Source organism: Pseudomonas sp. CFII64, from assembly GCF_000416235.1.
Taxonomy (GTDB): domain Bacteria; phylum Pseudomonadota; class Gammaproteobacteria; order Pseudomonadales; family Pseudomonadaceae; genus Aquipseudomonas.
In genome coordinates, this window is the sequence record NZ_ATLO01000004.1 from 237643 (window position 1) to 262146 (window position 24504).

General features: G+C 57.6%; 22 protein-coding genes and 1 pseudogene. 11 read left to right on the forward strand and 12 right to left on the reverse strand.

Annotation, left to right across the window (positions count from 1 at the left end; genetic code table 11):
• Window positions 1-23: 23 nt before the first annotated feature.
• The 7 genes from CFII64_RS01900 to CFII64_RS01930 all read left to right on the forward strand — a co-directional run bounded on the left by CFII64_RS01900 (window position 24) and on the right by CFII64_RS01930 (window position 5474).
• Window positions 24-1340 carry an MFS transporter gene (locus CFII64_RS01900; RefSeq protein WP_020289058.1) on the forward strand — a complete coding sequence of 439 codons (1317 nt, stop codon included), beginning with the start codon at window positions 24-26 and terminating at the stop codon, window positions 1338-1340.
• An 80-nt stretch (window positions 1341-1420) separates the two neighbouring features.
• Window positions 1421-2689, forward strand: coding sequence for an RNA polymerase sigma factor (locus CFII64_RS01905; RefSeq protein WP_020289059.1), 1269 nt, complete (start codon window positions 1421-1423; stop codon window positions 2687-2689).
• 115 nt (window positions 2690-2804) lie between these two features.
• Window positions 2805-3176: a YciI family protein gene (locus tag CFII64_RS01910; RefSeq protein ID WP_020289060.1), complete on the forward strand. Its 372-nt coding sequence runs from the start codon at window positions 2805-2807 to the stop codon at window positions 3174-3176.
• Window positions 3177-3200: 24 nt separating this feature from the next.
• Window positions 3201-3653, forward strand: coding sequence for a nuclear transport factor 2 family protein (locus tag CFII64_RS01915; protein WP_020289061.1), 453 nt, complete (start codon window positions 3201-3203; stop codon window positions 3651-3653).
• Window positions 3654-3686: 33 nt separating this feature from the next.
• Window positions 3687-4151 (forward strand): VOC family protein, encoded by a 465-nt coding sequence (locus CFII64_RS01920; protein WP_020289062.1) that lies wholly within the window; start codon window positions 3687-3689, stop codon window positions 4149-4151.
• Window positions 4152-4455: 304 nt separating this feature from the next.
• Window positions 4456-4632, forward strand: coding sequence for a LuxR C-terminal-related transcriptional regulator (locus tag CFII64_RS29145; RefSeq protein WP_020289063.1), 177 nt, complete (start codon window positions 4456-4458; stop codon window positions 4630-4632).
• A gap of 131 nt (window positions 4633-4763) precedes the next feature.
• Entirely contained in the window at window positions 4764-5474 is a 711-nt protein-coding gene (locus CFII64_RS01930) for a hypothetical protein (RefSeq protein ID WP_044901085.1), read from the forward strand.
• A 120-nt stretch (window positions 5475-5594) separates the two neighbouring features.
• On the opposite strand, the gene CFII64_RS01935 is transcribed toward CFII64_RS01930, so the two are convergent.
• A complete protein-coding gene (locus CFII64_RS01935) occupies window positions 5595-6686 on the reverse strand; it encodes a diguanylate cyclase (protein ID WP_020289065.1) in 1092 nt (363 codons plus the stop codon).
• A 164-nt stretch (window positions 6687-6850) separates the two neighbouring features.
• Window positions 6851-8047 (reverse strand): MFS transporter, encoded by a 1197-nt coding sequence (locus CFII64_RS01940; RefSeq protein ID WP_020289066.1) that lies wholly within the window; start codon window positions 8045-8047, stop codon window positions 6851-6853.
• Between the two features lie 110 nt (window positions 8048-8157).
• On the opposite strand from CFII64_RS01940, the pseudogene CFII64_RS01945 reads away from it, so the two are divergent.
• A pseudogene (locus CFII64_RS01945) lies at window positions 8158-9058 on the forward strand (LysR substrate-binding domain-containing protein).
• Window positions 9059-9164: 106 nt separating this feature from the next.
• Window positions 9165-9803: a LysE family translocator gene (locus tag CFII64_RS01950; RefSeq protein WP_044901112.1), complete on the forward strand. Its 639-nt coding sequence runs from the start codon at window positions 9165-9167 to the stop codon at window positions 9801-9803.
• A gap of 164 nt (window positions 9804-9967) precedes the next feature.
• Here the strand turns inward: CFII64_RS01950 and CFII64_RS01955 are convergent, their stop codons facing one another.
• From CFII64_RS01955 to CFII64_RS01965, 3 genes are all read right to left on the reverse strand, one after another.
• A complete protein-coding gene (locus tag CFII64_RS01955; RefSeq protein WP_020289068.1) occupies window positions 9968-10567 on the reverse strand; it encodes a hypothetical protein in 600 nt (199 codons plus the stop codon).
• 116 nt (window positions 10568-10683) lie between these two features.
• Complete coding sequence (locus CFII64_RS01960) at window positions 10684-11709, reverse strand: YhcG family protein (protein WP_020289069.1); 1026 nt, start codon at window positions 11707-11709, stop codon at window positions 10684-10686.
• 323 nt (window positions 11710-12032) lie between these two features.
• Window positions 12033-12947, reverse strand: coding sequence for a restriction endonuclease (locus CFII64_RS01965; protein WP_020289070.1), 915 nt, complete (start codon window positions 12945-12947; stop codon window positions 12033-12035).
• A gap of 369 nt (window positions 12948-13316) precedes the next feature.
• On the opposite strand from CFII64_RS01965, the gene CFII64_RS01970 reads away from it, so the two are divergent.
• Window positions 13317-14453: a Calx-beta domain-containing protein gene (locus CFII64_RS01970; protein ID WP_020289071.1), complete on the forward strand. Its 1137-nt coding sequence runs from the start codon at window positions 13317-13319 to the stop codon at window positions 14451-14453.
• A gap of 101 nt (window positions 14454-14554) precedes the next feature.
• On the opposite strand, the gene CFII64_RS29150 is transcribed toward CFII64_RS01970, so the two are convergent.
• From CFII64_RS29150 to CFII64_RS01995, 7 genes are all read right to left on the reverse strand, one after another.
• Window positions 14555-15124: a Bro-N domain-containing protein gene (locus CFII64_RS29150; protein WP_020289072.1), complete on the reverse strand. Its 570-nt coding sequence runs from the start codon at window positions 15122-15124 to the stop codon at window positions 14555-14557.
• Window positions 15125-15536: 412 nt separating this feature from the next.
• Window positions 15537-16256: an HNH endonuclease gene (locus CFII64_RS29155; RefSeq protein ID WP_020289073.1), complete on the reverse strand. Its 720-nt coding sequence runs from the start codon at window positions 16254-16256 to the stop codon at window positions 15537-15539.
• 159 nt (window positions 16257-16415) lie between these two features.
• Window positions 16416-16871, reverse strand: a complete 456-nt coding sequence (gene aac(6'), locus CFII64_RS01980; protein WP_020289074.1) for an aminoglycoside 6'-N-acetyltransferase — start codon at window positions 16869-16871, stop codon at window positions 16416-16418.
• Window positions 16872-17113: 242 nt separating this feature from the next.
• On the reverse strand, window positions 17114-18361 hold the full coding sequence (locus CFII64_RS01985; RefSeq protein WP_020289075.1) for a ribonucleotide-diphosphate reductase subunit beta: 1248 nt from the start codon (window positions 18359-18361) through the stop codon (window positions 17114-17116).
• Between the two features lie 612 nt (window positions 18362-18973).
• Window positions 18974-19573, reverse strand: a complete 600-nt coding sequence (locus CFII64_RS01990; RefSeq protein WP_020289076.1) for a putative adenosine monophosphate-protein transferase Fic — start codon at window positions 19571-19573, stop codon at window positions 18974-18976.
• Window positions 19573-19743 carry a YhfG family protein gene (locus tag CFII64_RS29680; RefSeq protein ID WP_156883142.1) on the reverse strand — a complete coding sequence of 57 codons (171 nt, stop codon included), beginning with the start codon at window positions 19741-19743 and terminating at the stop codon, window positions 19573-19575. Before CFII64_RS29680 ends, CFII64_RS01990 begins: the two co-directional genes overlap by 1 nt.
• Window positions 19744-20073: 330 nt before the next feature.
• Window positions 20074-22986, reverse strand: coding sequence for a ribonucleoside-diphosphate reductase subunit alpha (locus tag CFII64_RS01995; protein ID WP_020289077.1), 2913 nt, complete (start codon window positions 22984-22986; stop codon window positions 20074-20076).
• A 728-nt stretch (window positions 22987-23714) separates the two neighbouring features.
• Here CFII64_RS01995 and CFII64_RS02000 point away from each other — a divergent pair.
• Window positions 23715-24440, forward strand: a complete 726-nt coding sequence (locus tag CFII64_RS02000; protein WP_020289078.1) for a response regulator transcription factor — start codon at window positions 23715-23717, stop codon at window positions 24438-24440.
• The last annotated feature ends 64 nt before the right edge of the window (window positions 24441-24504 follow it).

Here is a 24504-nt window from a genome sequence, read left to right on the forward strand (position 1 = left end):
TCATCCACCGTTTCGGGTTCTTTATGACGGCCATTGTCCGATCACGTCCCCAGCCGCTGTCGCGCGCTGACTACAAAACCCTGGGTCTTGCGGCTCTGGGCGGGGCGCTGGAAATTTATGACTTCATTATTTTCGTGTTCTTCGCGCTGACCCTCAGCCAACTGTTTTTCCCGCCGGAAATGCCCGAATGGCTGCGGCTGCTGCAAAGCTTCGGCATTTTTGTGACCGGCTATCTGGCGCGACCGCTGGGCGGCATCCTGATGGCGCATTTCGCAGATCGGCTCGGACGCAAACGGGTATTCAGCCTGAGCATTCTGATGATGGCGCTGCCGTGCCTGTTGATTGGCATGATGCCCACCTACGCGCACATCGGTTATTGGGCGCCCTTGATCCTGCTCGGTTTTCGCATCCTGCAAGGCGCGGCGGTGGGCGGCGAAGTGCCCAGCGCCTGGGTGTTTGTCGCCGAACATGCGCCGCCGGGCCATCGCGGTTATGCCCTGGGCGTGCTGCAAGCCGGTTTGACCTTTGGTTATCTGCTGGGCGCATTGGTCGCCACCTGGCTGGCGAAAGTATTCACCCCTGCGGAAATCCTCGATTACGCCTGGCGCATCCCGTTTCTGCTGGGCGGCGTGTTCGGCATCTTTGGCGTGTGGCTGCGCCGTTGGCTGAGTGAAACGCCGGTATTCATGGCTCTGCATGCCCAGCGCAGCGAAATGGCCGAATTCCCGCTCAAGGCGGTGTTGCGCGACCATCGCCAGTCTTTACTGCCTGCGGCCTTGCTGACTTGCGTGCTGACCTCCGCCGTCGTCGTACTGGTGGTCATCACGCCGACGGTCATGCAGCAGCGCTTTGGCATGAGCGCCAGCCACACCTTCGCCTTGAGCAGCCTGGGCATCGTGTTTCTCAATATCGGTTGCGTACTGGCGGGCTTGCTGGTTGACCGTATCGGCGCATGGCGCGGCGTGATGCTTTACAGCCTGTTGCTGCCATTGGGCATCGGTTCGTTGTATGCCAGCCTGATCGGTGAATGGCTTACGCCGGGCATCGCCTATGCCGTTGCCGGTCTGGCCTGCGGCATCGTCGGTGTGGTGCCTTCAGTCATGGTCGGCCTGTTCCCGGTAAAAATTCGCGTCTCCGGTATCTCGTTTACCTACAACATCGCCTATGCGCTTTGGGCGAGCACCACGCCCTTGATGCTGATCGCGCTGATGCCCTGGAGCCCATGGGTGTGTGTCGTCTATTGCGCGGTGATGGGTGCGGTCGGCGTATTGACCGCAGCGATATACGGCCTGCGCCGAGGCGTGCAGGTCGACGCGGTACTGGCGGGGCAGAAAGCCTGACGGGTGCATTTGGTCTGGAGCGGCAGTCACGCTGATGCCGCGCAGGCTACGCTCTCTCGTACGCCACGCGAGAGTCCGGCATGAAGCAGCATCGTGAGCACAATAATAAAAACACGCGAACCATCAACGCCGAAGTCGAGAGCCTCTACCGTCAGGAGTCCCGTCGGGTCCTGGCCACTTTGATCCGCCTGCTGGGCAGTTTCGAACTGGCCGAAGAAGCCCTGCAGGACGCATTCATCGCGGCAGTCGAACAGTGGCCGCAAACCGGCGTACCGCAAAGTGCCCGGGCCTGGCTGATATCGGCGGGGCGCTTCAAGGCCATCGACAGTCTGCGCCGTCGCTCGCGTTTCAATGCCTCTTTGATCCAGATGGCGCGGGAGCTGGAAGAGCAAGTGCAGACGCCCGATCTGGACAGTGTCGAAGACGACCGGCTGCGGCTGATATTCATCTGTTGCCATCCGGCCTTGACCGACGATGCCCAGGTCGCGCTGACCTTGCGTGAAGTCTGCGACCTGACCACCGAAGAAATCGCCCGGGCCTTCCTGACTAAGCCGTCTACGGTGGCGCAACGCATCGTGCGGGCCAAAAACAAGATTCTTGATGCCCGCATTCCCTACGAAGTGCCTTCTTTCGCTGAACTGCCCGAACGCCTGGATGCCGTGCTGCGCGTGGTCTATCTGGTGTTCAACGAAGGCTATTTCGCCTCGTCCGGCGATCAATTGACCCGCCATGATTTGTCCAGCGAAGCGATTCGCCTGGGCCGGTTGCTGCTGGATCTGCTGCCGGAGCCGGAGGTCGCCGGGTTACTGGCGTTGATGCTGCTCAACGAGTCCCGGCGCACCGCGCGGACGACGGCCAGCGGCGAACCGGTGATGTTGGAGCAGCAGGATCGCAGCCTGTGGGATCGGCCAATGATTGAAGAAGGCCAGGCGCTGGTCGAGCAGGCGCTGCGTTCCGGGCGTCACGGCGTCTACAGCGTGCAGGCGGCCATCGCTGCGGTGCATGCCGAGGCTGCCAATGCCGACCTCACGGACTGGGCGCAAATCGTCGGACTTTATGACGTATTGCTGCGCCTTACCGACTCGGTGGTGGTGGAGCTCAATCGTGCGGTGGCGATTGCCATGCTGCGCGGCCCGCAAGCGGGGCTGGCGCTGATCAATGCGCTGCTTGGTCGTGAGGAGTTACGCGATTACCACCTGGCCTGGTCGGCGAAGGCTGATTTGTGTCGACGTGCAGGCCACCTCGATGAAGCGCGCCTGGCGTATCGCATGGCCATCGAAAAATCCCGGCAAAGCGTCGACCGGCAGTTTCTCGAAGGGCGTCTGCACGAACTTGAATCCCAGGCCTGACTCTCCGCTAACCGTTTATCGGCGCCGAAAAATCAACGGCTGATCCTGTCGATTTCCGCAGGCGTTGTACGACTAATCCTGTGCATAGGGCAGAAAGCCCGTAACGGAGGACGCCATGAAATACCTTTGCCTGATCTACAGCAACGAACAGATCCTGCATACGCATCCGGACAGTCCGCGTGATGACGAGTGTTTCGCCTATGCCGAGTCCGTCCACGCCAGCGGCCACATGCTGGCCGCCGAGCCGTTGGAATCGGTGCAGACCGCTACCACCGTGCGCATGCGTAACGGCAAAGTCAGGATTACCGACGGGCCTTTTGCCGAGACCAAGGAACAGCTGGCCGGTTTCTACCTGATCGATGCCAAGGACCTCAACGATGCCCTGCACATCGCGGCGCATATTCCCGCAGCACGTGTGGGCAGCGTCGAAGTGCGCCCGGTTCGAACCCTGAACGTGCAGCAATCCGCGCAGGCGGCAAGCCGCTGAGCGCAATGACCACAGGAGAACTTTATGAAAGCCGCTACCCACCTGAAAAGCCCGACTGCCACCGAGGCAATCGGTGCGCTTATCAAACAATGGACCGCTGCGGTGCGGGACAAGGATCTGGATGCAATCATGGCCTATTACGCACCTGACATCGTCGCGTATGACGCGATCATCCAGTTGCAGTTCAAAGGTGCCGAGGCCTACCGCAAACATTGGCAGTTCTGCCTGGGCATGTGCGAAGGGGCAATGCTCTTCGAGCCGCGAGATCTGCAGATTTACGCCGATGACAATCTCGCCTTCGCCCACTGGCTGTGCAGTTGCGGCGGGACCGATGACAAGGGCGAACAGAAATCATCCTGGATGCGTGCGAGCGCGGGTTATCGGCGCGTCGACGGTGAATGGAAAGCGGTGCACGAGCATTTTTCAGCACCATTCGATATGGAAAGCGGCAAGGCCCTGTTCGAGCACAAGCCCTGATGGACGCCTTGCCCAACACAGAGGAGAACAATAATGAGTGTTCAAGCCATACCCGAGGGCTATCACAGCCTGACGGTTTATCTGGGCGTCAAGGAAGCCGCGCACGCCATCGAGTTTTATAAAAAAGCGTTCGGCGCTACCGAGGACTTTCGCCTTGATACCCCCGACGGCCGCGTCGGCCATGCCGCCCTGCGCATCGGCAGTTCCATGTTGATGCTGTCCGAGCCCTGCGAGCAGGGTGTGCTGGGCAGCCCGGATAAAACCGTTAAACCGCCGTTCGGCCTGCATCTGTATGTCGACGATGCCGATGCCGTCTACCAGCGCGCCCTCGATGCGGGTGCAGAATCACTGATGCCGGTGGCCGACATGTTTTACGGCGACCGAACCGGCACCCTGAAAGATCCTTACGGGCACTGCTGGTTCATTGCGACTCACAAGCAGGATCTAACCCCTGACGAGATTCGCAAGCGCGCGCAAGAGATGTTCAAGCAGAGTTGAAGTTTAATATCTGTCAGCCCGTTTCTATTCAAGATGCGGGCTTTTTCATGTTTCTGATATGCAGTTGGTAATGTGGCGTGTAAGAAATTTCTTCGCTGAATTTATTTATTACAGATGATTGTAATTATCATTTGTCGCGTTTAATCTCGCCTTCTATACGCTTGATGGCAATTTGTTTGCGCCGGCGTAGGTCGTAAGTTTAACGATTCTTTATTGGCTGTAGGAATAATCGCTACGGGCAGTTATTTTTCAGATTGATCCTACCTTTCAGTCTGGGAATGAATCACTCGCATACAGGTACATCATGGAGATGACGAGTAGAGAAAAGGAAGTATTGAGTCTGCTGTTGCAGGGGCTTACCAACAAACAAATTGGCCGCCATTTGCGGATAAGTTGGTTTACCGCCCGGGATCATGTTTCTTCGCTTCTGAAAAAGAATAATGTCCGTAATCGGCTGGAACTCATGGCGTTGCTCAGGTGAGCGGCAATACATGGCAGGCTTGAGCGTTTCGGCTAACACAACAGTGAAACTGCATAATAGATCCCGATTCAGGGACGATAAACGCTGCACAACACAATAACAAAAGATCTGTTTAGTTTAGGGAGTCATTCATGAGTGTTTCGTTTATCAAGGAAGACGGTTCGATACGGTGCCTGTCCGGGCATTATCTGCATGAGGGGCGGGGAGACCTTCATGCGTTCCATACACTGGCGGCCAGGCAAGCTACGCTGTCGAACGCCCAGCTGAGTGATCAGCAGGGGCAACTATTAGGGCCGCGGGGACTGCTGATGAACTTTGGCCGACAAATCGCGCGCCTCGGCAGACAAGCCCCTTTGCTGGAGGACGTACTGGAACTGGAGGACGGCGCACGGATGGAGTTGGCCGAGCGTTCGGTTCGCTTCGTTCTCGGTCAGCTTGAGCGCTGCACGGCATGCGACAACCCGTTCAGCGGCACTACCCGCGAGTTCCTGTGTTGTGTGGTGTTCGACGAGGGCGCGCCTTACACCCTGGCCGAGCGTTACGCCGCGTCCGAAGCCCTGCGCCAGCAAGACGCCCGGTTCTTTTTCAGACTCATCGCGACGACCGTGAATACCGTCGAGCGTCGCTTTGTATTTCAGGGGCTGCTCGAACATTTTGATCGCCTGCTGCCGATCGAACAGAGTATCTACCCGCCCGATTATCGTCAGGTTCAGCAGCAACACCTGGACCGGGAAGAAACCCTCTACGGCAAGCTTGAACTGGACAAGCCGGTCAACAAACTCCTTGAAGAACACTCGCCGGAATGGCTGCTGGAGAATATGTCTACAGTTGATGAAGGATGATACTTGTTGGAGCGAGGCTTGCCCGCGAATAAGCCGGTATATTCAATTCATAACTTATTTTTAATTAATAACTAAGCCTTCGCGGGCAAGCCTCGCTCCAACAAAGTTTCCCTTTCGGGCTCAGGACGCTGAAGCTTCCATATCCAGTTCCGGCTCGTCATTGGCGGCTAACGCGGCTTCTGCGGCGCAAATTCGATTACGGCCTGTGGTTTTGGCGACGTAAAGCGCCTTGTCGGCTTCGTTGAGCCAGGCGGCGGCGTCGATCAGGTAAGGCTGATAAGTCGCAATGCCGATGCTCAGGCTGATGTGCAGGTCCGGCAAGATGGTGTCGCGGTAGTTGGAGACCTCGTGATTGAGCCTCTCCAGAATTTCCCGGGCCAGGACTTCGCTGGTGTTGGGCAGGATCACGCAGAATTCATCGCCACCATAGCGGCCCGCCAGGTCGCAGTCCCGCAGGTTGGCCACCAGTGCCGCGCTCATCTGCTTGAGGACCGCGTCGCCAGTAATGTGGCCGTGGGTGTCATTGATGGACTTGAAGTGGTCGATGTCGATCAGCGCGACGGTGGTCTGGCGGGCCAGCGTCTGACAGTTGCCGAACTCGACTTGCAGCAGATCTTTCCATGAGCCGTGGTTGATCAAACCCGTCAGGCTATCGGTACGGCTTAGTTTGCCGAGGATATGTTTGTGTTCGCTCAGCTTGACTGCCAGCCGGTAGCTGGAATACCCGATGAACAACGGATAAATCACCAGCACGGGCAGGCAGGCGTAGATCTGCAGGGCGGTGCTTTCAGGTACGAACGAGGGGGCAACCAGCAGCGTAGCGATCAGTGCACCGAAGGCCTGGGCAACGCAGCCCAGCAGAAACAGGCGTTGACCGCCCGCCGCCATGTTGTGCATGCCCATCATCGCCAGGACGGTGACGGTAGGCAGCGGGCTGAAGCCCATGGCCGCAGCCCAGAAGCCGCCCGCGATAGAGTCGCAAAGGATATTGCGGCGTTCGGCGTAATACGGTTGCGGGGAACGTACTGCCAACCTCAGCGCGATGTGGGGCCAGGCCAGAACGTTGCACGCCATCAACACCCAGATCCAGGCCGGCGGGTGCAAGGGATAAAGCGTGGCCGCGACGCTGAAGCAACCGATGCTTACGCCGACACTGCGTGACCAATAGATGCGTCTGGCAAATGACAATCCTTTGCCTTCGTAATGCTTCATCACGTTCACCGGTGTAATGTTGACCGGCCAGAAACCTTGAACTAGACCGAAAGAACGGAGTTTGAGCCTCCGACGACGGTTATGGGAAGGGCCTTTTGCCATAATTAAAAAAACCGTCACAAATCATGGCGATTTGCGACGGTTTGAGGTTCTTTGCGACGTGCTTAGTTGGATTTCATACGCAGGGTCAATACCGCGGTAATGACGGCGAGCACTGCAATTGCTGCGGCGACATACCCCACATCATGCAAACCCAGGTGTTCGATGGTCATGCCGCCGATGACCGAGCCCAGCCCAATCCCGGCGTTGGCCGCTGAAACGTTAAGCGTACCGGCGAGTGCCTGAGCTTGCGGGGCCGCTTTCATGACCCTGATCTGGCAGATCGGGAACAGCGCGGTGTGGGCAACGCCCCAGACAAACAGCACCGCGCACAACAGTGGCAACGAACCTGCCGCAGGCACGCTGGTGGTCATGCCCAGCGCCAGCAGCACAGCGAAAACGATGGTCGAACCGAGCGGGCTGCGATCAACGTAGCGCCCGCCAAGGCCGTTACCAATCAGACCGACCGCACCAAACCCCATCAGCCACCAACCCACGTGGGCGGAAGGCACCTGCGCGATGCGCTCCAGGGTATCGGCGAGGTAGGTATAAGCGGCGAACATCGCCGTGAACAGCAGGATCGACAGCACCAGATTGGCGATGAAACGCGGGTCACCGAGGATTTTCGCCTGTTTGGCCAGACCGACTTTTGCGGTGGGTGCCAGCGAAGGCATGGAGATCCACAGCAGCAACGCCATCAACATCGACAACACCGTCAGCGCCCAGAACGCGCCACGCCAGCCCACCGCGTCAGCGAACAGCGTGCCCAGGGGAATGCCGAACAGCATGGCAGCGGAAATACCCAGATAAACCTGGGCGACCGCCTTGCCTGCGCGCTCGGGACCGGCCAGCAAACTGGCGGTCTCACTGGCAGTGCCCCAGAACACCGGCAACGCCAGCGCCGGAATGAAACGGGCGAACGCCAGTACCCAAATGTTACTGGAAACGGCCGCCAGGGCATTGGCCGCGGCGAAGATCAGCAAGATGATCACGAAGGTACGCTTGCGATCCAGGTGCGAGAGCATCGCCGTCAGCGGCGGGCCAAACAGCATCACCGTAAAGGCAAACAGCGTCACCAGCAGCCCGGCGTCGGAAATGGAAATGCCCAGATCCCGTGCCATCGATGGCAGCAAACCGATGATCAGGAATTCCGTCGTAACGATCACAAAACCGGCCAAGGCCAGGATGGCAATGGACAATCCGGCGCCGGTGGATCGCTCGCCGCTGGCTGTGCCAGTGGCGGTGGTGTCAAAAGAAGGCATAAACAAGACCCGAAATTAAGAATGCCGCTAGGTTATTAGAGAAACGACTTCTTATCTTTGGTGGTTTTTCCGGGCACTATGGAATTCATTTCATTAATCGGCACGCCGCCATGATCTCTACCGACCGCCTCAAGGGCATTGTCACCTTCGTCGCCGTGGCCAATGCCGGCAGCTTCACCAGTGCCGCCGAGCGCCTGAACCTGACCAATTCAGCGGTGAGCAAAAGTGTGGCGCGTCTGGAGAGCCGCCTGGGCATGCGTCTGTTCGAGCGCACCACGCGCAGCCTGTCCCTGACCGAAGAGGGGTCGGCGTACTACGCCGTTTGCCGACGCATCCTTGACGAGCTTGAAGATGCCGAGACGGCGCTGGCTGCCCAGCGATCCGAGCCGGCCGGCCATCTGCGGGTGGATTTGCCCGCCTCCTTTGGACGGCTGCAGGTCTTGCCACTGATCCTGCAATTTGCCGAGCAACATCCGAAGCTGCGGCCGCACGTGTCCTTCACCGACCGCTTTGTGGATTTGCTGGAGGAGGGCGTCGACCTCGCCGTCAGGATCGGCGGCCCGTGGCCACCGTTATCTGGGCACCGAACGGGTGATCTTTTGTGCTGCCCCGAGTTATCTGCAACGGCACGGCGCGCCGCAAACCGTCGACGACCTGGCCGATCACGCCTGCATTCTGTATGGCAAGTCTTACGGCAGCACCAGCCCGTGGCTCATCGTCGATGCCGCCGGACAGATTCAAATGCGCATGATGGACGGCCGCATCATCGTCGGCGACGCAGAAGCCCAAGTCGCAGCCGTCGTGGCGGGCAGCGGTGTTGCGCAGCTGGCGACCTGGCTGATCACCGAACAACTGCAGCGCGGCGAACTGCTGGAAATCCTCCCGCACCTGGCCACCGAAGGCCTGGACCTGCATCTGGCGTGGCCGCGCAATCGCGAGTCTTTGCCCAAGGTGCACAAGCTGGTTGACTGGCTGTCGGCGGCGTTGCGGGTGGACGGACGCGTGAAATGAACATTGACCCGCGTGCAGCCTTAAGCTGCAATGCTGCTCGCCGGATCTACACGGCGCATCGCCTACACTCTCTCGGTAACAGGAAGTCGCCATGCCTGAACACGTTATGCCAGAGCTCTCCAGCCTCATCGCGTTCTCACTCATTTGCCTGGGCATGGTTCTGACACCCGGGCCGAACATGATCTACCTGATTTCGCGATCGATCTCACAGGGACGCAGGGCAGGCCTGATTTCCCTGACTGGCGTGGGCGTTGGTTTCCTTTTTTACATGCTCTGCGCGGCGTTCGGCATCACCGGGCTGGTCATGGCCGTGCCCTACGCTTACGACACCCTGCGTTACGCCGGGGCACTGTATTTGCTGTACCTGGGCTGGCAAGCCGTCAAACCGGGCGGTCGCTCTCCTTTTCAGGTCAAGAACCTGCCCAGGGACAGCAATCGGCAACTGTTCCTCATGGGCCTGATGACCAACCTGCTGAACCCGAAAGTCGCGGTGCTCTATCTGTCGCTATTGCCGCAGTTCATCACGCTGGACAACGGTGCCAGCGTGCTGAGCCAGTCGCTGATCCTCGGCAGCTGCCAGATCGCCGTCAGCCTCAGCGTCAACGCCCTGATCGCCATGGGCGCAGGCTCCATCGCCGTGTTCCTCACCCGGCGCCCGACCTGGGCCGTGGTCCAGAAATGGCTGATGGGCACAGTGATGTTCGGGTTGGCGTTGCGGATGTTGGTGGAGGGGCGACGGACTTAGCGCATATCAGGAGCGAGTCTGGAGCGAGGCTTGCCCGCGAATCATGCACCACGGTGGGCCAGATTCACCGCGTAATCATTCTTCGCGGGCAAGCCTCGCTCCAACGGGCCGTTGTTCACTGAGCAGCCGGGTTTGCTACAAAGGACTGCTTGACTGCTGCGACCTCACTTCTTGTTATCCGTAATCGCCTTCAACAACTCCCCATGGACCTTGGCGTCTTTCTGCAGAGAAATCACATTGACCATCGCCATGCGCTTGCCCGACGCAGCCGCCACGGTCGTGCTCAGCACCTTGCCACCCTCGACGCTTCCGGCAATATCCAGCTGCCGCACGCCCAGGCCACGGCGCACCATCTTCTTCTCGCCCAGTTCTTTGAAGTCCTTGTAACTGGCCTTCTGTTGCTCACGGGTGGCAGCGATGACGCCATCCAGGGTCGGGCCGTCATTGCTCGACACCTTCTCGCCTGATTCAAGTGGCGTTTCGGTCACGATCACCACGCGTTTGGCGGCCTTGTTCATGTACAGCGAACCGGTCACCCCAGCCGCCTTGGCCTTGGCGTCGATCTCCGGCATCGGGCTCTTCACGTATTCCTTGGGCAACCGAAACACAAACTTGCCGCCCAGCATCGAGACCTTCTGCCCCGCTGGCGCCTTCTGGGTCTTCTGCGCCGCATGATGCTTGGTCTCTGCATAAAGGCTGGCGCTGCTCAGGCCGAGGGTAATGGCAGCGATGAACAGCACGGTTTTACAGCTGAAAAACCGCATTGGGTTTCCTCATGAAGAGCATTCGAATAGGCGTGACAGATGGCAGGCCAGCAAGTGCTGGCATCCTGCCTGAATGGGGGGATGGATGTCGAACGCTCGTCGATTGAACGTTGGAGTTACTTTTGCGCAGACGAATGCGTGTTCAGTAAGTAGAACTCGTGAAGCTTGGCCTGTAACAGCTTCTTGTCGGGCAAGCGAGTCTGATATTCGGCAATCAGTGCCGGCGACAGCGACCGGTTCAGGGCGTACTCGACCACTTCATCTTCTTTGCTAGCGCACAGCAGCACGCCAATCGCAGGGTTTTCATGCTGCTTGCGCTCGTCACGATCAAGTGCTTCAAGATAAAACCCCAATTTGCCGAGATATTCCGGCTCAAAGCGCCCGACCTTGAGCTCGAACGCCACCAGACAGTTCAGGCCCCTGTGGAAAAACAGCAGATCCAGCGCAAAATCACGACTGCCAACTTGTACCGGATACTGTGAGCCCACGAAGCAGAAGTCCCGGCCCAGTTCGCTGAGAAAGTCCTTGAGGCGTTGCACCAAACCACGATGCAAATCAGCCTCGCCGTGCGTCCCCGGCAAGCCGAGAAACTCAAGCATGTAGGCATCTTTGAAGATGCTCAGGGCTTCGGGATGAGTTTGTCTCAGCACTGCTGAGACTTTTGCAGGTTGGGTCATCGAGCGTTCGAACAGCGCTGCTTTGAATTGTCGTTCGAGCTCCCTGCTAGACCACTTTTCCTGGATGGCCATGCGCAGATAAAACTCACGCTCTTCAGCACGCTTGCTCTGGCTGAGGATGATCAGGTTATGGGTCCAGGGTATTTGTCTCACCAGTGGTGAGACTATTTCGTCATTGCGGTAAGCCTCGTAAAACTGCCGCATGCGGAAGAGATTAGGCCGAGTAAATCCACGCAACCCAGGCTGACTTCTGGCCAGATAAATGGCCAGTTGCGCCACGACCCCTTCACCCCATTCTGCCTTGTCGATTTTTTCGCTGATATAAGCACCCACTTGCCAATACAACTCGATCAGCTGGGTGTTGACGGCCTGTAGCGTAGCTTGGCGAGCGTGGTTAATCAGTAGTGCGACTTCGGCGAAACCGCTTTCAAGTGTTTCGTTAGCGACGGAGAGTTGCTGGCTCATTTGGGTGTCCTGCGGCTGGGCAACTGCGAGCGAATGCGTCGCAGGCCGGTCGAAAAGAGGCGCAAGATAGGCGGTGCAATACAGGCTGTCGAGGCCCTCAAAAGTGCCTGTCAGATAGAGGGTTGCGGCGTAATCACGATCTGGATTTTTCTTACAAACACCTCTAGATCGCGCTTCACAACAGTGTCGCGTGTTGACTCGGACACGCTATCAAGAACATGCCTACAGGGACGTCGAGCGCAACCGACAAGAGAAGAATCTTGATCCCGCGAAATGTACATCCCGCATTGCCAGCTGGCGTAGGAGCCAATGCGCTGCTGCGACTACTTAACCACCATCGGCGCAAAAATCGCTCGAATCCCCCGACACTTCGGATAGGCCGAGCAACCCCAAAAACTACCCCCGGCATTCGCCCCGGTCCGGGCGACTCGCATGACCATCGCCTTGCGGCAATGCGGACAGGCCGGCGCTTCGGGCTCGACGGGAGTTTCCTTTAAAGGCGTAGCGACTTCGACCTCAGGCTCGACCCGAGGCTCAGGGTTGACCGGCTCTGTGATCGGCGCGGGAGCTACTACGCGTTTGGCGTCGGCGATCCAGCGATTCAACAAATCGCCATCCACCAATTTCAGATTGCGCCCCGAGGCGAACTCCTTCGCCGCTTTGGTAAACCGCCCACTGCTGATCACGAAACCGCCTACAGCGCCCTCGGCCGCCATCGCGCCGTACAGCTCACGAACCACCGGCACGCCGACCTGCACCGAGCGCCACTGCTTGCACTGCACGAGATACTTTTCGCCATCCTTGCGCGCGACCAGATCAATCCCGCCGTCCGGTCCGGCACCGCCCGCTTCCTGCACGCTAAAACCCTGACGCCGCAATGCTTCGCCCACCAACAATTCGAATTCAAGCCAACTGATGCTCAGCAGCGTATTGCCACCGGGTGTTGCGGCTGAATCCAGCAATTTGCGGCGCTTACGTCGCTCCAAGAACGAACCCAACGCGCCGCCGAGAAAAATCATCGGGACCAGAAACTGGCCAAACGTCGCCATGCTTTTAAAAATTGTATTGATCAGCATCAGACTCAACTGCCGCGTACCGGCATAGGTCGGCAGCGGCTCAATGGCGACCGAGTGCAGATACAAGCCCGACGCCACGGCCAGGATGATGCCAAGCCACCAGGGCAATTTGCCGGCGGCGGAGAGCAGGGCGGGGAGGTTTGACGAGTTTTTGCGGGACATAACCGTTGCCTTTTAGCGAGCTGAGCAGCAGCTTCCTGTGCGAATCGGTAATGGTGCAGAGGTTGCGGTGTTGAAGTAAAGGCTTGTATGGGCCCAAGTGGTCGGCTTTGCGTCAGATGCCAAACCCAGCGAACGTCGACTGAAAAGGGCGTTTTCAGCGTCGCGACTATACCGTTCGACTGATAACTAAAGGTGTAATGCCATAATGATGGCGTTTCCGACGAACGTCACTCAATCCATTCAAATGGATGCCGACACCATCCCGGTACGCACACATCTTCCGGGTATTTAATTATGGTTTCGACGGTCACCTCCTACACAGACTCACGCAACAAAGCACTGCCAGGTCAAGGAAACGACGGCGTGGTAATGGTTTCCACAGGAGGTGGTTATTACGGCACAGGCGTGCTTTTGTACGGCGGTCAGGCGATTCTGACGGCAGCGCACTTGTTCCAGAACGGCACCGCGAACACCTCGGTGACGTTCGAAACCACGGCAGGCAAGCAGACGCTGGGGGCGAGCAAGGTCGATGTGATGTCGAACTATGATTCGTTCAACCTGAACAACGACCTGGCGATTGTATGGCTCAACGGCCACGCACCGGTCGGCGCCGAACGTTACGACATCTACCGCGACGCTAACGAAATCGGCCAGACCATGACCATGGTCGGCTATGGCGTGCCCGGCACCGGGGCGGCAGGGATTTCAACGAACTACAGCGCAGCGCCGATTCGCCAGATCGCCTCCAATAAGTTCGACGCTGATGCCGCCGCGCTCAAGGCCAAGATGGGCGGCTACATCGCCTGGAACCCCAAGGCCGGCACGCAACTGATCGCCGACTTCGACGATGGCACCAGCGCCCACGATGCCCTCGGCCGCCTGCTCGGTAAAAACGACACCGGCCTGGGCCAGAAGGAAGGCATCCTCAGCGCGGGCGACAGCGGCGGCCCGGCGTTCATCAATGGCAAGATCGCGGGCATCGCCAGCTCCATCAACACCATGTACCTCAACGGCTCGCACCCGGACGTCGACGACAAACTCAACAGCAGCTACGGCGAAATCGGCGCCTGGCAGCGCATCAGCGCCTACCAGGAAACCATCGACAAGGCGATCCGCGCCAGCTACGTCGACGCGCCGACCAAACAATCCGAAGTCAAGACCAGCGTGCTCGAAGGCAGCAGCGGCGCGAGCAACGCGTACTTCCTGATCCAGTTCAACGGCACCCGCAGCGACCCCAACCAGGTCGTCAGCCTCAACTTCACCACCCGCGATGGCACCGCCAAAGCTGGCGAAGACTACCTGGCCACCAAAGGCACCCTGAACTTCTACGCCGGCGAAACCCAAGCCGTCGTCGCCGTGGAAGTGCTCGGCGACTACAAATGGGAAGCCAACGAAACCTTCTACATGGACTTCACCAACCCGGCAGACGCCAGCCACGGCGAAAACATCATCCTCACCGGCATGCGCACCATTGTTAATGATGACGGGCTGTTTGGCTGGGTGTGATTACGACGGGAAGACCGTATTCCAGACTCAGTAAATGAGTTGGGTGTACTCAGGTCTTCCCGGTTAAAGCCGGTCCCACAGGCTGGTTCACAATGCCTGAATCAACCAAACCCAACCCCGCGCCAAACCGCCCGCCACCAAGGCAATCGGCTAGTACTGCGAACCGAATCCCCGCACAACTGCCCATGGGGCAACATCCTCGGCATATCCCGCAAGCGAATCCACGGCTCGCTCTGCCAATGCAGCAAACACACCGACAACTCAGGCCACTGCAACACACTCAAACTCGGCGAACCGTCATTGCCCGACGCCCGATCATCACGCAAACAAGGCACCACCTCATTGGTAATCCAGCGCCGTAAATAGCGATTCTCCGCATGACAGTGATGCACCAACATCTCGTAAATCCCCGACTCACTCACCATCAACTCCTCCTCAGGGCCGTAATGATTACTCAACATCACCACCCGACGCTGATCCACATCCAGCTTGCGAGTCGTACGCTCATTCAACGGCCAACCCATCAAACGACTGAAATCCCGGGCACAGAACCAGGCCTGGGATTCGAGGAGGAGGGTGCGCAGTTGGCGGTTGTGGCGGTGGAAGGTGGTGGGTTGGAGGGCTTCGGTTGTGGGTTGCCTTCGTTGGCTGTGTGAATCGAGATTGGTCATGTCGTGATCTCTACATTGAATAGCTTTCTAGAGCTAAGGCGTCGGGAGTTAAGAAACCCCAATGTAGAAAGGCCGGACGTATTCCCCTCGCGGGTCTTGTATTGGTCCACTCCCGACATAGTAGAAATTTTAGGACGCGCAGCCGAAGGCCGCAGGTACAAAAAAGCCGCATTTTATCGGGGGCGGGCAGGCCGCTACATTGGATTTCACTGGCGTTTCTTAGGCGCGTTGCAAGGGTAGGGCGTGGTGGTGAGGCGGGCAAGGGGCAGGGTTGTAGGGGGATTCTGAAAATCTCAGCGATATTTATTAGGCGCTAATTACCCGACAGCTCCTACGCATCGCGAGTGATGAAATGGTCAGATTCTCGATGCCCGCAGTGAATACCTCATAGTCATAGCAGAGCAACGTTGGCTCATTCTTCCTTTATCAGCCGCCCTAGGCGTTCATACAAAGACAAAGAAAATAGATCTCGATCACTGGAATGATGACAGCGGCGATGACAGTTGGGGCAAAGTGCAACAGCATTGCTGATGCGGTCCGAGCCGTTCTGAGCAAGATGCTTTACATGATGGACTTCGAGAAAAGGTCGGCCATCTTTTTCAAAAGGGGCCTTTAATCCACAGCCCTCGCAGTTACCGTTTGCATGTTGGCGCACCCACGCCCTGACTTCAGGATCGCGTACATAGGACTTTGCGGCGGCACTGGTTTGCTTCGGCTGTAAAATACCTTTCGGCTCTTTATTCAGCGGCTTTTGTTCCAGCTTAGAGGCGCGCTGTTCCAGTGTTATTTCGTCGGCTGTGGGCGTGTAGTCTTCGGGAGTCGGATTGTCTTGTGCTGCATCGAGCGCTTTAAGAATGCTACGAACTACGTTGGCACCGACATTTTGTGCGGGTTTGTATCCCTCAATGCGATCACGGTCTATTCCCTCTAGTACGGTTGAAATGTTCTGCATTCGAAATTCAACCGAACCTTTGGTACGAGTCGCTAAGGCACCTTCGCGCAGAACGCGATTTTCATACGCCTTATTGATTGGCTGGCCACTCTGTTCGCGTTTCAACATGCCTAGATAGGCATCAACAGCCGCCTGAATCTCCAAGTCGCTCCAGTCTTTATTGCTCTTTTCAGTGTCCATACAATCGCCGAAGAGGTTGAAAACCTTCGGAAGATACTGAGTTAGGATTACAGATGTCTAGGAATATTCCTACAGCAATGTAAGGTCGGGCTCTTAGCGGTAAGCAAATGATGGTCGGCGATGGATTTGAGGCTCGCAAGGTGTAATTGGCAGCCCTGATTACTGCTCGCGGTCAACTCCCAAACTCTTCAAAAAATAAACAACCCGCTCAGTCTCCTCAAACCCCAAAGCCTCATGCATCGAATGACTCACCCGATTCTCCACCAGCGCATCCGATGCCAGCTCTGTACACCCCATTTCTAAAGCCCACTGTTCAACACCCGCCACGAGTTGTCGCGCAATGCTTTGGCCTCGGCTGGCAGGTTGGACGTACAAACCTTCGAGAAAGGCCACTGGCGAGGAGTGGGTGCCGTTGACGTAGTCGGTTCGGATGGAGGCTTCGGCAAAGCCTAGAGCGTTGTCATTTTCGTCGGTGAAGACGAGGACCAGGTAGCGTTCTGGTTCTCTGAGGATGGTCTGTTTGTCGTGATCACTATCAGCGGCGGAGTCAGGCCACAGCGCGGTGCGTAGGGGTAGCCAGCTGTTGTGGTCAAGTAATGTGCAGCGTTTGATCATCGAGGGAGTCTCGAGGGATTAACGGACGAAGATCATAAGGCAAGCTAAGTCAGGCCTGATAGGGTGCTTTTGGGCTGTAGATCGCATCGCTAACAAGTTCGCTCCCGCAGCAGATTAACGATGATCCTGTGAACTCATCGGTGCACGGATTCGCGGGCAAGCCTCGCTCCAACAAAAAAGCCAGAAGCATTTACGCCTCTGGCTTTTTCATTGCTTAAATCAGGATCACAACACCCTGATGATCAATCCCAGCTAAGTGCGCCGCCGGTTTGATACTCAATAACCCGAGTCTCAAAGAAGTTCTTCTCTTTCTTCAAGTCCATGATTTCGCTCATCCATGGGAATGGGTTAGTCGTACCCGGGTACTCTTCTTTCAAACCGATCTGGCTCAAACGACGGTTCGCGATGAATTTGAGGTAGTCCTCCATCATTGCGGCGTTCATGCCCAGTACGCCGCGTGGCATGGTGTCGCGGGCGTATTCGATTTCCAGTTGGGTGCCTTGCAGAATCATCTGGCTGGCTTCTTCCTTCATTTCGGCGTCCCACAGGTGTGGGTTTTCGATTTTGATCTGGTTGATCACGTCGATGCCGAAGTTCAGGTGCATGGATTCGTCACGCAGGATGTATTGGAACTGCTCGGCGACGCCGGTCATTTTGTTGCGGCGGCCCATGGAGAGGATCTGGGTGAAGCCGCAATAGAAGAAGATGCCTTCCAGAACGCAGTAGTAGGCGATCAGGTTGCGCAGCAGCTCTTTGTCGGTGTCGACGGTGCCGGTTTCGAACTTCGGATCGGAGATCGAACGGGTGTATTTCAGGCCCCAGGCGGCTTTTTTCGCGACCGACGGGATCTCGTGGTACATGTTGAAGATCTCGCCTTCATCCATGGCCAGCGATTCGATGCAGTACTGGTAAGCGTGGGTGTGGATCGCTTCTTCGAAGGCCTGGCGCAGGATGTACTGGCGGCACTCCGGGTTGGTGATCAGGCGGTACACGGCCAGCACGAGGTTGTTGGCAACCAGGGAGTCGGCGGTGGAGAAGAAGCCCAGGTTGCGCATGACGATGCGGCGCTCGTCGTCGGTCAGGCCTTCCGGGTCTTTCCAGAGGGCGATGTCGGCGGTCATGTTGACTTCTTGCGGCATCCAGTGGTTTGCGCAACCGTCCAGATATTTCTGCCAGGCCCAGTCGTACTTGAAGGGCACGAGCTGGTTAAGGTCAGCGCGGCAGTTGATCATCATTTTTTCGTCAACGGCAACGCGGGCGCTGGCGCCTTCGAGTTCGGCCAGGCCTTCAGCGACGTCCAGTGCGTCCAGCGCTTTTTTCGCGCGGATCAGGGCAGGGGAGTCTTTGTCGGTGATGTTGCGTGCTTCGGTCGCCGCAGCGCCACCGGCGCTGTCGAGGCGGTCCATGTTGGCTTCGTTGGCGTGACCGGCGTTGGTCGCTTTGGCGACTACTTCGCCGTCTTCTTTATCGAATTCGTCCCAGCTCAGCATGGTGGAAGCTCCTGAATTTTAAAGGATGTAGTGCCTGCGTCGTGTTGATGACGCTGGCAACGAAATTTTTGAGTATTCACTCGGGTCTCGTGATTGGCCGGTTTATTAAGCAGGCGGTCGCCCACTGGATTTGCTGCCGCGGCGGCGGTGCCTCACAGGCGAGCAAAACGGGCGGAGGATGCTTTCAGGTAAGACGATATTGCTGTGGCAATTGGTCATTTGGGTACCCTGGAGCGAGCGCGGGATTATACAGATTTTGCCCGGCACTTGTTCATCCGTGACTGAGTTTTGGTAGGCGACTTACGCTTTTTCTTTTGCGTTTGCGCATTCATTCCCAATTGCAAGGAAATGAGCATAAAACGAAGCGAAATCCCTTATGTGGTGCTTTTTTACATTTCGAAACGCAGCATATAGTGTGAGCAATCCGACGGCAATCGCTGTTGCGTACCTTTCCGGATAAGAATTCCAGGCTTGATCAAGGTCAATATTCCGAAGGGCCGGGGATAAAGGGCTCCGCAGGGGAAGGAAGGTTTTTGCACCAAGACGAAGCCGAGGAACCCACCTTCAAAAACGACGGACGGTTTGCACGGTATTTCAGATTGATGATGAAAGCTAACTGCTGATTGGTTGCCCGATACACCGCTTAAACACATCCGTGAGCGCTCTGTAATCGCAAACCACGGCATCAATATTGGCTTGGAGCCAGACCTGCGCATCCACTGCCCACCAGCTGATTTCGTATCCCGCATTGACGATGATGTGTTCGAACAGGATGCGTTGTGCTCGGCCGTTGCCTTCTCTGAAAGGATGCACAACATTCAGGTCACCAAATAACTCTGCGCTTGCAGCGACCAGCGCTGAGCGATCAAGCCCTTGGAACCAGTTAGCCTGGGCAAGGTGGGTGAATAGCTTTTTGGCTTCGGGTTCGATGCGACTGGTCGTGCAGAAGTGGGTTGAGTCTTTGGATATGTCGACAGTGCGCAGCTCTCCGGCCCATTCGTAAAGATCAGCAAACAATCTGCGATGCACGGATTGCAGGTAAGAAAGGTCGTAGGGAGGTGGTGCAAATTCGATGGCATCCGCAGCGACTTCAGAAAGGGCACGCTCGGCTTCTGACAACGTTTGATCATCAGTCAGATCAAGGAGATTTCGCAGGATCGATGTGCCGGGATAGCAATAAGGATCCTGACCGACGCCGTACTTGTCGAGCATCAGTTCTGCTTGTTGCGATAGGTTTTAAGCAATTCTTCACGGGATGCGAGTGTGCGTTCAGCGTCTAGCGGCGTTGTATCGAAGCCTTCCAGGCGCAGGCTTGCTGCGTAGTTTGATCGGCGTGTTTTAGCGCAATAGGCTTTTTTTGCAGCGAGGGAGGGGGTTGGCATGGTGGCGACCTCCAGGTTCGAAAGAAGCTCAGTGTAGCGGAAAGGGGGGTGGAGCGGTGATAGGCCGGGAGGGTTTGATGCTCCCGGTTTTTGCGTATTCCAACGGTTATAGCGCGCTAGCCTTATTCGCGGGCAAGCTCGCTCCAACGGGGGCGGGGTTGACCTTATGCCTCGCTCGAACAGGAGCGGGGGTTGCCTTGTAGCGCGGGTCTGAGCGAGTGACCGCTAGGCGCCGAGTTTTTTGGACCCCGGAGCGTACGTTAGTACGTGAGGATGCCAAAAAAATCGGCAACAACGCGGGCGCCGCTCAGACACGTGCGGCGCCAATGTTTACTGGCAAGCCTCGCAATCCGGCTCGTCGATCGCGCAGGCCTTAGGCACTGGCGCTGGACCGGCCGGGGCGGCTTCGGTTGGGTGTGGGGCGGTGATCGCCGTGTCGTCCGGGCCCAGGCCACCGCTCGATACTGCGTTGAGCTTGCCGGTGTTGACGGTGGATTTCTCGGTGCTGGTCGCGGCCAGGGCACGGAGGTAGTAAGTGGTTTTCAGACCACGGTACCAGGCCATGCGATAGGTCACGTCCAGCTTCTTGCCCGATGCGCCAGCGATGTACAGGTTCAGCGACTGAGCCTGGTCGATCCACTTCTGACGACGGCTTGCCGCGTCGACGATCCACTTGGTGTCCACTTCGAAGGCGGTCGCGTAAAGCTCTTTGAGCTCCTGCGGGATGCGTTCGATTTGCTGTACGGAACCGTCGTAGTACTTCAGGTCGTTGATCATGACCGAGTCCCACAGGTCGCGGGCTTTAAGGTCGCGGACCAGGTACGGGTTGATCACGGTGAACTCGCCGGAGAGGTTCGATTTCACGTACAGGTTCTGGTAGGTCGGTTCGATCGACTGCGATACGCCGGTGATGTTGGCGATGGTCGCGGTCGGGGCGATGGCCATGATGTTGGAGTTACGAATGCCTTTCTGCACGCGGGCACGTACCGGTGCCCAGTCCAGGGTTTCGTTCAGGTCAACGTCGATGTACTTCTGGCCACGCTGTTCGATCAGGATCTGTTGCGAATCCAGCGGCAGGATGCCTTTGGACCACAGCGAACCCTGGAACGTCTCGTAAGCGCCGCGCTCGTCGGCCAGGTCGCAGGAAGCCTGGATCGCGTAGTAGCTGACGGCTTCCATGGAACGGTCGGCGAATTCCACGGCGGCATCGGAGCCGTAAGGAATGTGTTGCAGGTACAACGCGTCCTGGAAGCCCATGATGCCCAGGCCAACCGGACGGTGGCGCAGGTTGGAGTTCTTGGCTTGCGGCACCGAGTAGTAGTTGATGTCGATCACGTTATCGAGCATGCGCACGGCAACGTCGATGGTGCGCTTGAGCTTGTCGGTGTCCAGCTTGCCGTCGACGATGTGGTTCGGCAGGTTGATCGAGCCCAGGTTGCAGACTGCAATCTCGTCCTTGTTGGTGTTCAGGGTGATCTCGGTGCACAGGTTCGAGCTGTGAACCACGCCCACGTGCTGCTGCGGGCTGCGCAGGTTGCACGGGTCTTTGAAGGTCAACCATGGGTGGCCGGTTTCGAACAGCATCGAGAGCATCTTGCGCCACAGATCCTTGGCCTGGATGGTCTTGAACAGTTTCACTTTGCCCGGGTATTCGGTCAGCGCTTCGTAGTACTCGTAGCGTTCCTGGAATGCCTTGCCGGTCAGGTCGTGCAGATCCGGCACTTCCGATGGCGAGAACAGGGTCCACGGGCCGTCATCGAAGACGCGCTTCATGAACAGGTCAGGGATCCAGTTGGCGGTGTTCATGTCGTGGGTACGACGACGATCATCACCGGTGTTCTTGCGCAGCTCGATGAACTCTTCGATGTCCATGTGCCAGGTTTCCAGGTACGCACACACAGCGCCTTTGCGCTTGCCGCCCTGGTTGACTGCCACTGCGGTGTCGTTGACGACTTTCAGGAACGGCACGACGCCCTGGGATTTGCCGTTGGTGCCCTTGATGTAAGAGCCCAGCGCGCGAACCGGCGTCCAGTCGTTGCCCAGGCCACCGGCGAATTTGGACAACATGGCGTTGTCGTGGATCGCGTGATAAATGCCCGACAGGTCATCCGGCACGGTGGTCAGGTAGCAGCTGGACAGCTGCGGACGCAGAGTACCGGCGTTGAACAGGGTTGGCGTCGAGGACATGTAGTCGAAGGACGACAACAGGTTGTAGAACTCGATGGCGCGATCTTCCCGGGCGTTCTCTTCAATCGCCAGGCCCATGGCCACACGCATGAAGAAGATCTGCGGCAGTTCGAAACGCACGCCATCCTTGTGGATGAAGTAACGGTCGTACAGGGTTTGCAGGCCCAGGTACGTGAACTGCTGATCGCGCTCGTGGTTGATCGCCTTGCCCAGTTTTTCCAGGTCGAAGCTGGCCAGGATCGGGTTGAGCAATTCGTATTTGATGCCTTTTTCGATGTACGAAGGCAGGGCCTTGGCGTACAGGTCGACCATTTCGTGGTGCGTGGCGCTTTCGGCGACTTCCAGAAAACTCAGGCCTTCGGCACGCAGGGTGTCCATCAGCAGGCGGGCGGTGACGAACGAGTAGTTCGGCTCGCGCTCGACCAGGGTACGCGCGGTCATCACCAGTGCGGTGTTGACGTCTTTGAGCGCCACGCCGTCGTACAGGTTCTTCAGGGTTTCGCTCTGGATCAGGTTCGCATCGACTTCTTCCAGCCCTTCGCAGGCTTCAGTGACGATGGTGTTCAGGCGACCCATGTCCAGCGGCGCAACGCTGCCGTCGGCGCGGGTGATGCGGATCGACGGATGCGCCTGGACCGGTGCTTCGCTGGTGCGTACGGCACGTTCCTTGGCGCGGGAATCACGGTAGATCACGTAGTCGCGAGCGACTTTCTGCTCGCCGGCACGCATCAGGGCCAGTTCGACCTGATCCTGGATTTCTTCGATGTGGATGGTGCCGCCCGAAGGCATGCGACGCTTGAAGGTGGCGCTGACTTGTTCGGTCAGGCGGGCAACGGTGTCGTGGATACGCGAAGACGCAGCGGCGGTACCGCCCTCAACTGCGAGAAACGCTTTGGTGATGGCGACGGTGATTTTGTCATCCGTGTACGGGACGACGGTGCCGTTACGCTTGATCACGCGCAGCTGGCCGGGAGCGGTCGCGGACAGGTCCTGTTGCGATTGGCCTGACTGCGGCGCCGGGTTCGGCGAGTTCTCGCGAGTTGTGTCTGTTTGCATGGGTGTCTCCACGTTCTTTAAGTTTGTATGGGTACTGGTCCGTACCCACCGTTCCGTCTTGAAGGCATTCAGTCGACAAAGGTCGGCCGTAACGACTTCAAAATGGATAAAGGGCGGCGGATCGCGCCGTCCCGGCTTTGAAGTCAAAAAAGGTAACGAATCGTTGCTCGTTACCTCTGGGAAATCTCTGGAAGAGTGCTCGTTTTATATTGCAACAAATGTACTGATCTGCCGTAGTCAACGGGACGTGCGGCTCAGGCTTTGGCGGGAGAAGCTTTGGCCATCAATTGGGCCTTTGGTTCACCCCACAAACCGTAAGAAAAATGCTTGAAATTCCCGTTCTACTTGTGTTGGGTTTTTATCGCAAAACCCTATATGTAGGGTTTTTTTCGCGCCGGGCTACAAGATAATGCGTTTTGGACATCAATTGCAACGCATGATCTGTGGATAAAGCTGTGTGTAAATCCTGTATGAAATGCCCAAACTGCGTGTAGGCCGCAGAACTACTGGACCTGACCGTTTGTCATGCTCTTTTACGATTTTTTGCGGGTGCCGAGGGTTTTTTGCGGGCGCGAACCCTATCACAAAAAATGCATCTCGCAAGCCCGATCTGGCATGTGGTGTGCTTGCTGCGGGCGGTTGCTACACTCGCTGCCAATTGCGCTCCGGTCTGGCCCATTTCGGCGGGCAACAGCTCATTAATAACAACAACAGTTCAAGGGGCCCCTGTGGAGCGAGAAGCCTGGCACGTATTGATTGTCGAGGATGACCGGCGTCTGGCCGAGCTGACCCGCGATTACCTTGAGAACAACGGTTTGCGCGTCAGCATTGAAGGCGACGGCGCCCTGGCGGCTGCGCGCATCCTCGATGAACAGCCTGATCTGGTGATTCTGGACCTGATGCTGCCGGGCGAAGATGGCCTGAGTATCTGCCGCAAGGTGCGCGACCGCTTCGACGGGCCGATCCTGATGCTCACGGCCCGTACCGACGATTCCGACCAAATCCAGGGGCTGGACACCGGCGCGGATGACTTTGTCTGCAAACCGGTGCATCCGCGCGTGTTGCTGGCGCGGGTTCATGCGCTGTTGCGGCGCAGCGAACCGCCGCAGGCCCCGGCGGGCGAGTTGCGGCGGTTGGTGTTCGGTCCACTGGTGGTCGATAACGCATTGCGTGAAGCCTGGTTGCAGGAACGCAGCATCGACCTGACCAGTGCCGAGTTCGATCTGCTGTGGTTGTTGGTGGCCAATGCCGGGCGGATTCTGTCCCGGGAAGAAATCTTCACCGCGCTGCGTGGTTTCGGCTACGACGGCCAGGACCGCTCGATAGATGTACGCATCTCGCGCATTCGCCCCAGAATCGGCGACGATCCCGACCATCCGCGCCTGATCAAGACCGTGCGCAGTAAAGGCTATCTGTTCGTGCCGGAAGCGGCGCAGGCGATGCCGCTTTCATGATGGGCGATGTGTCGTTGGAGCGAGGCTTGCCCGCGAAGAGATCGGTACATTCGCAAGGATTTTC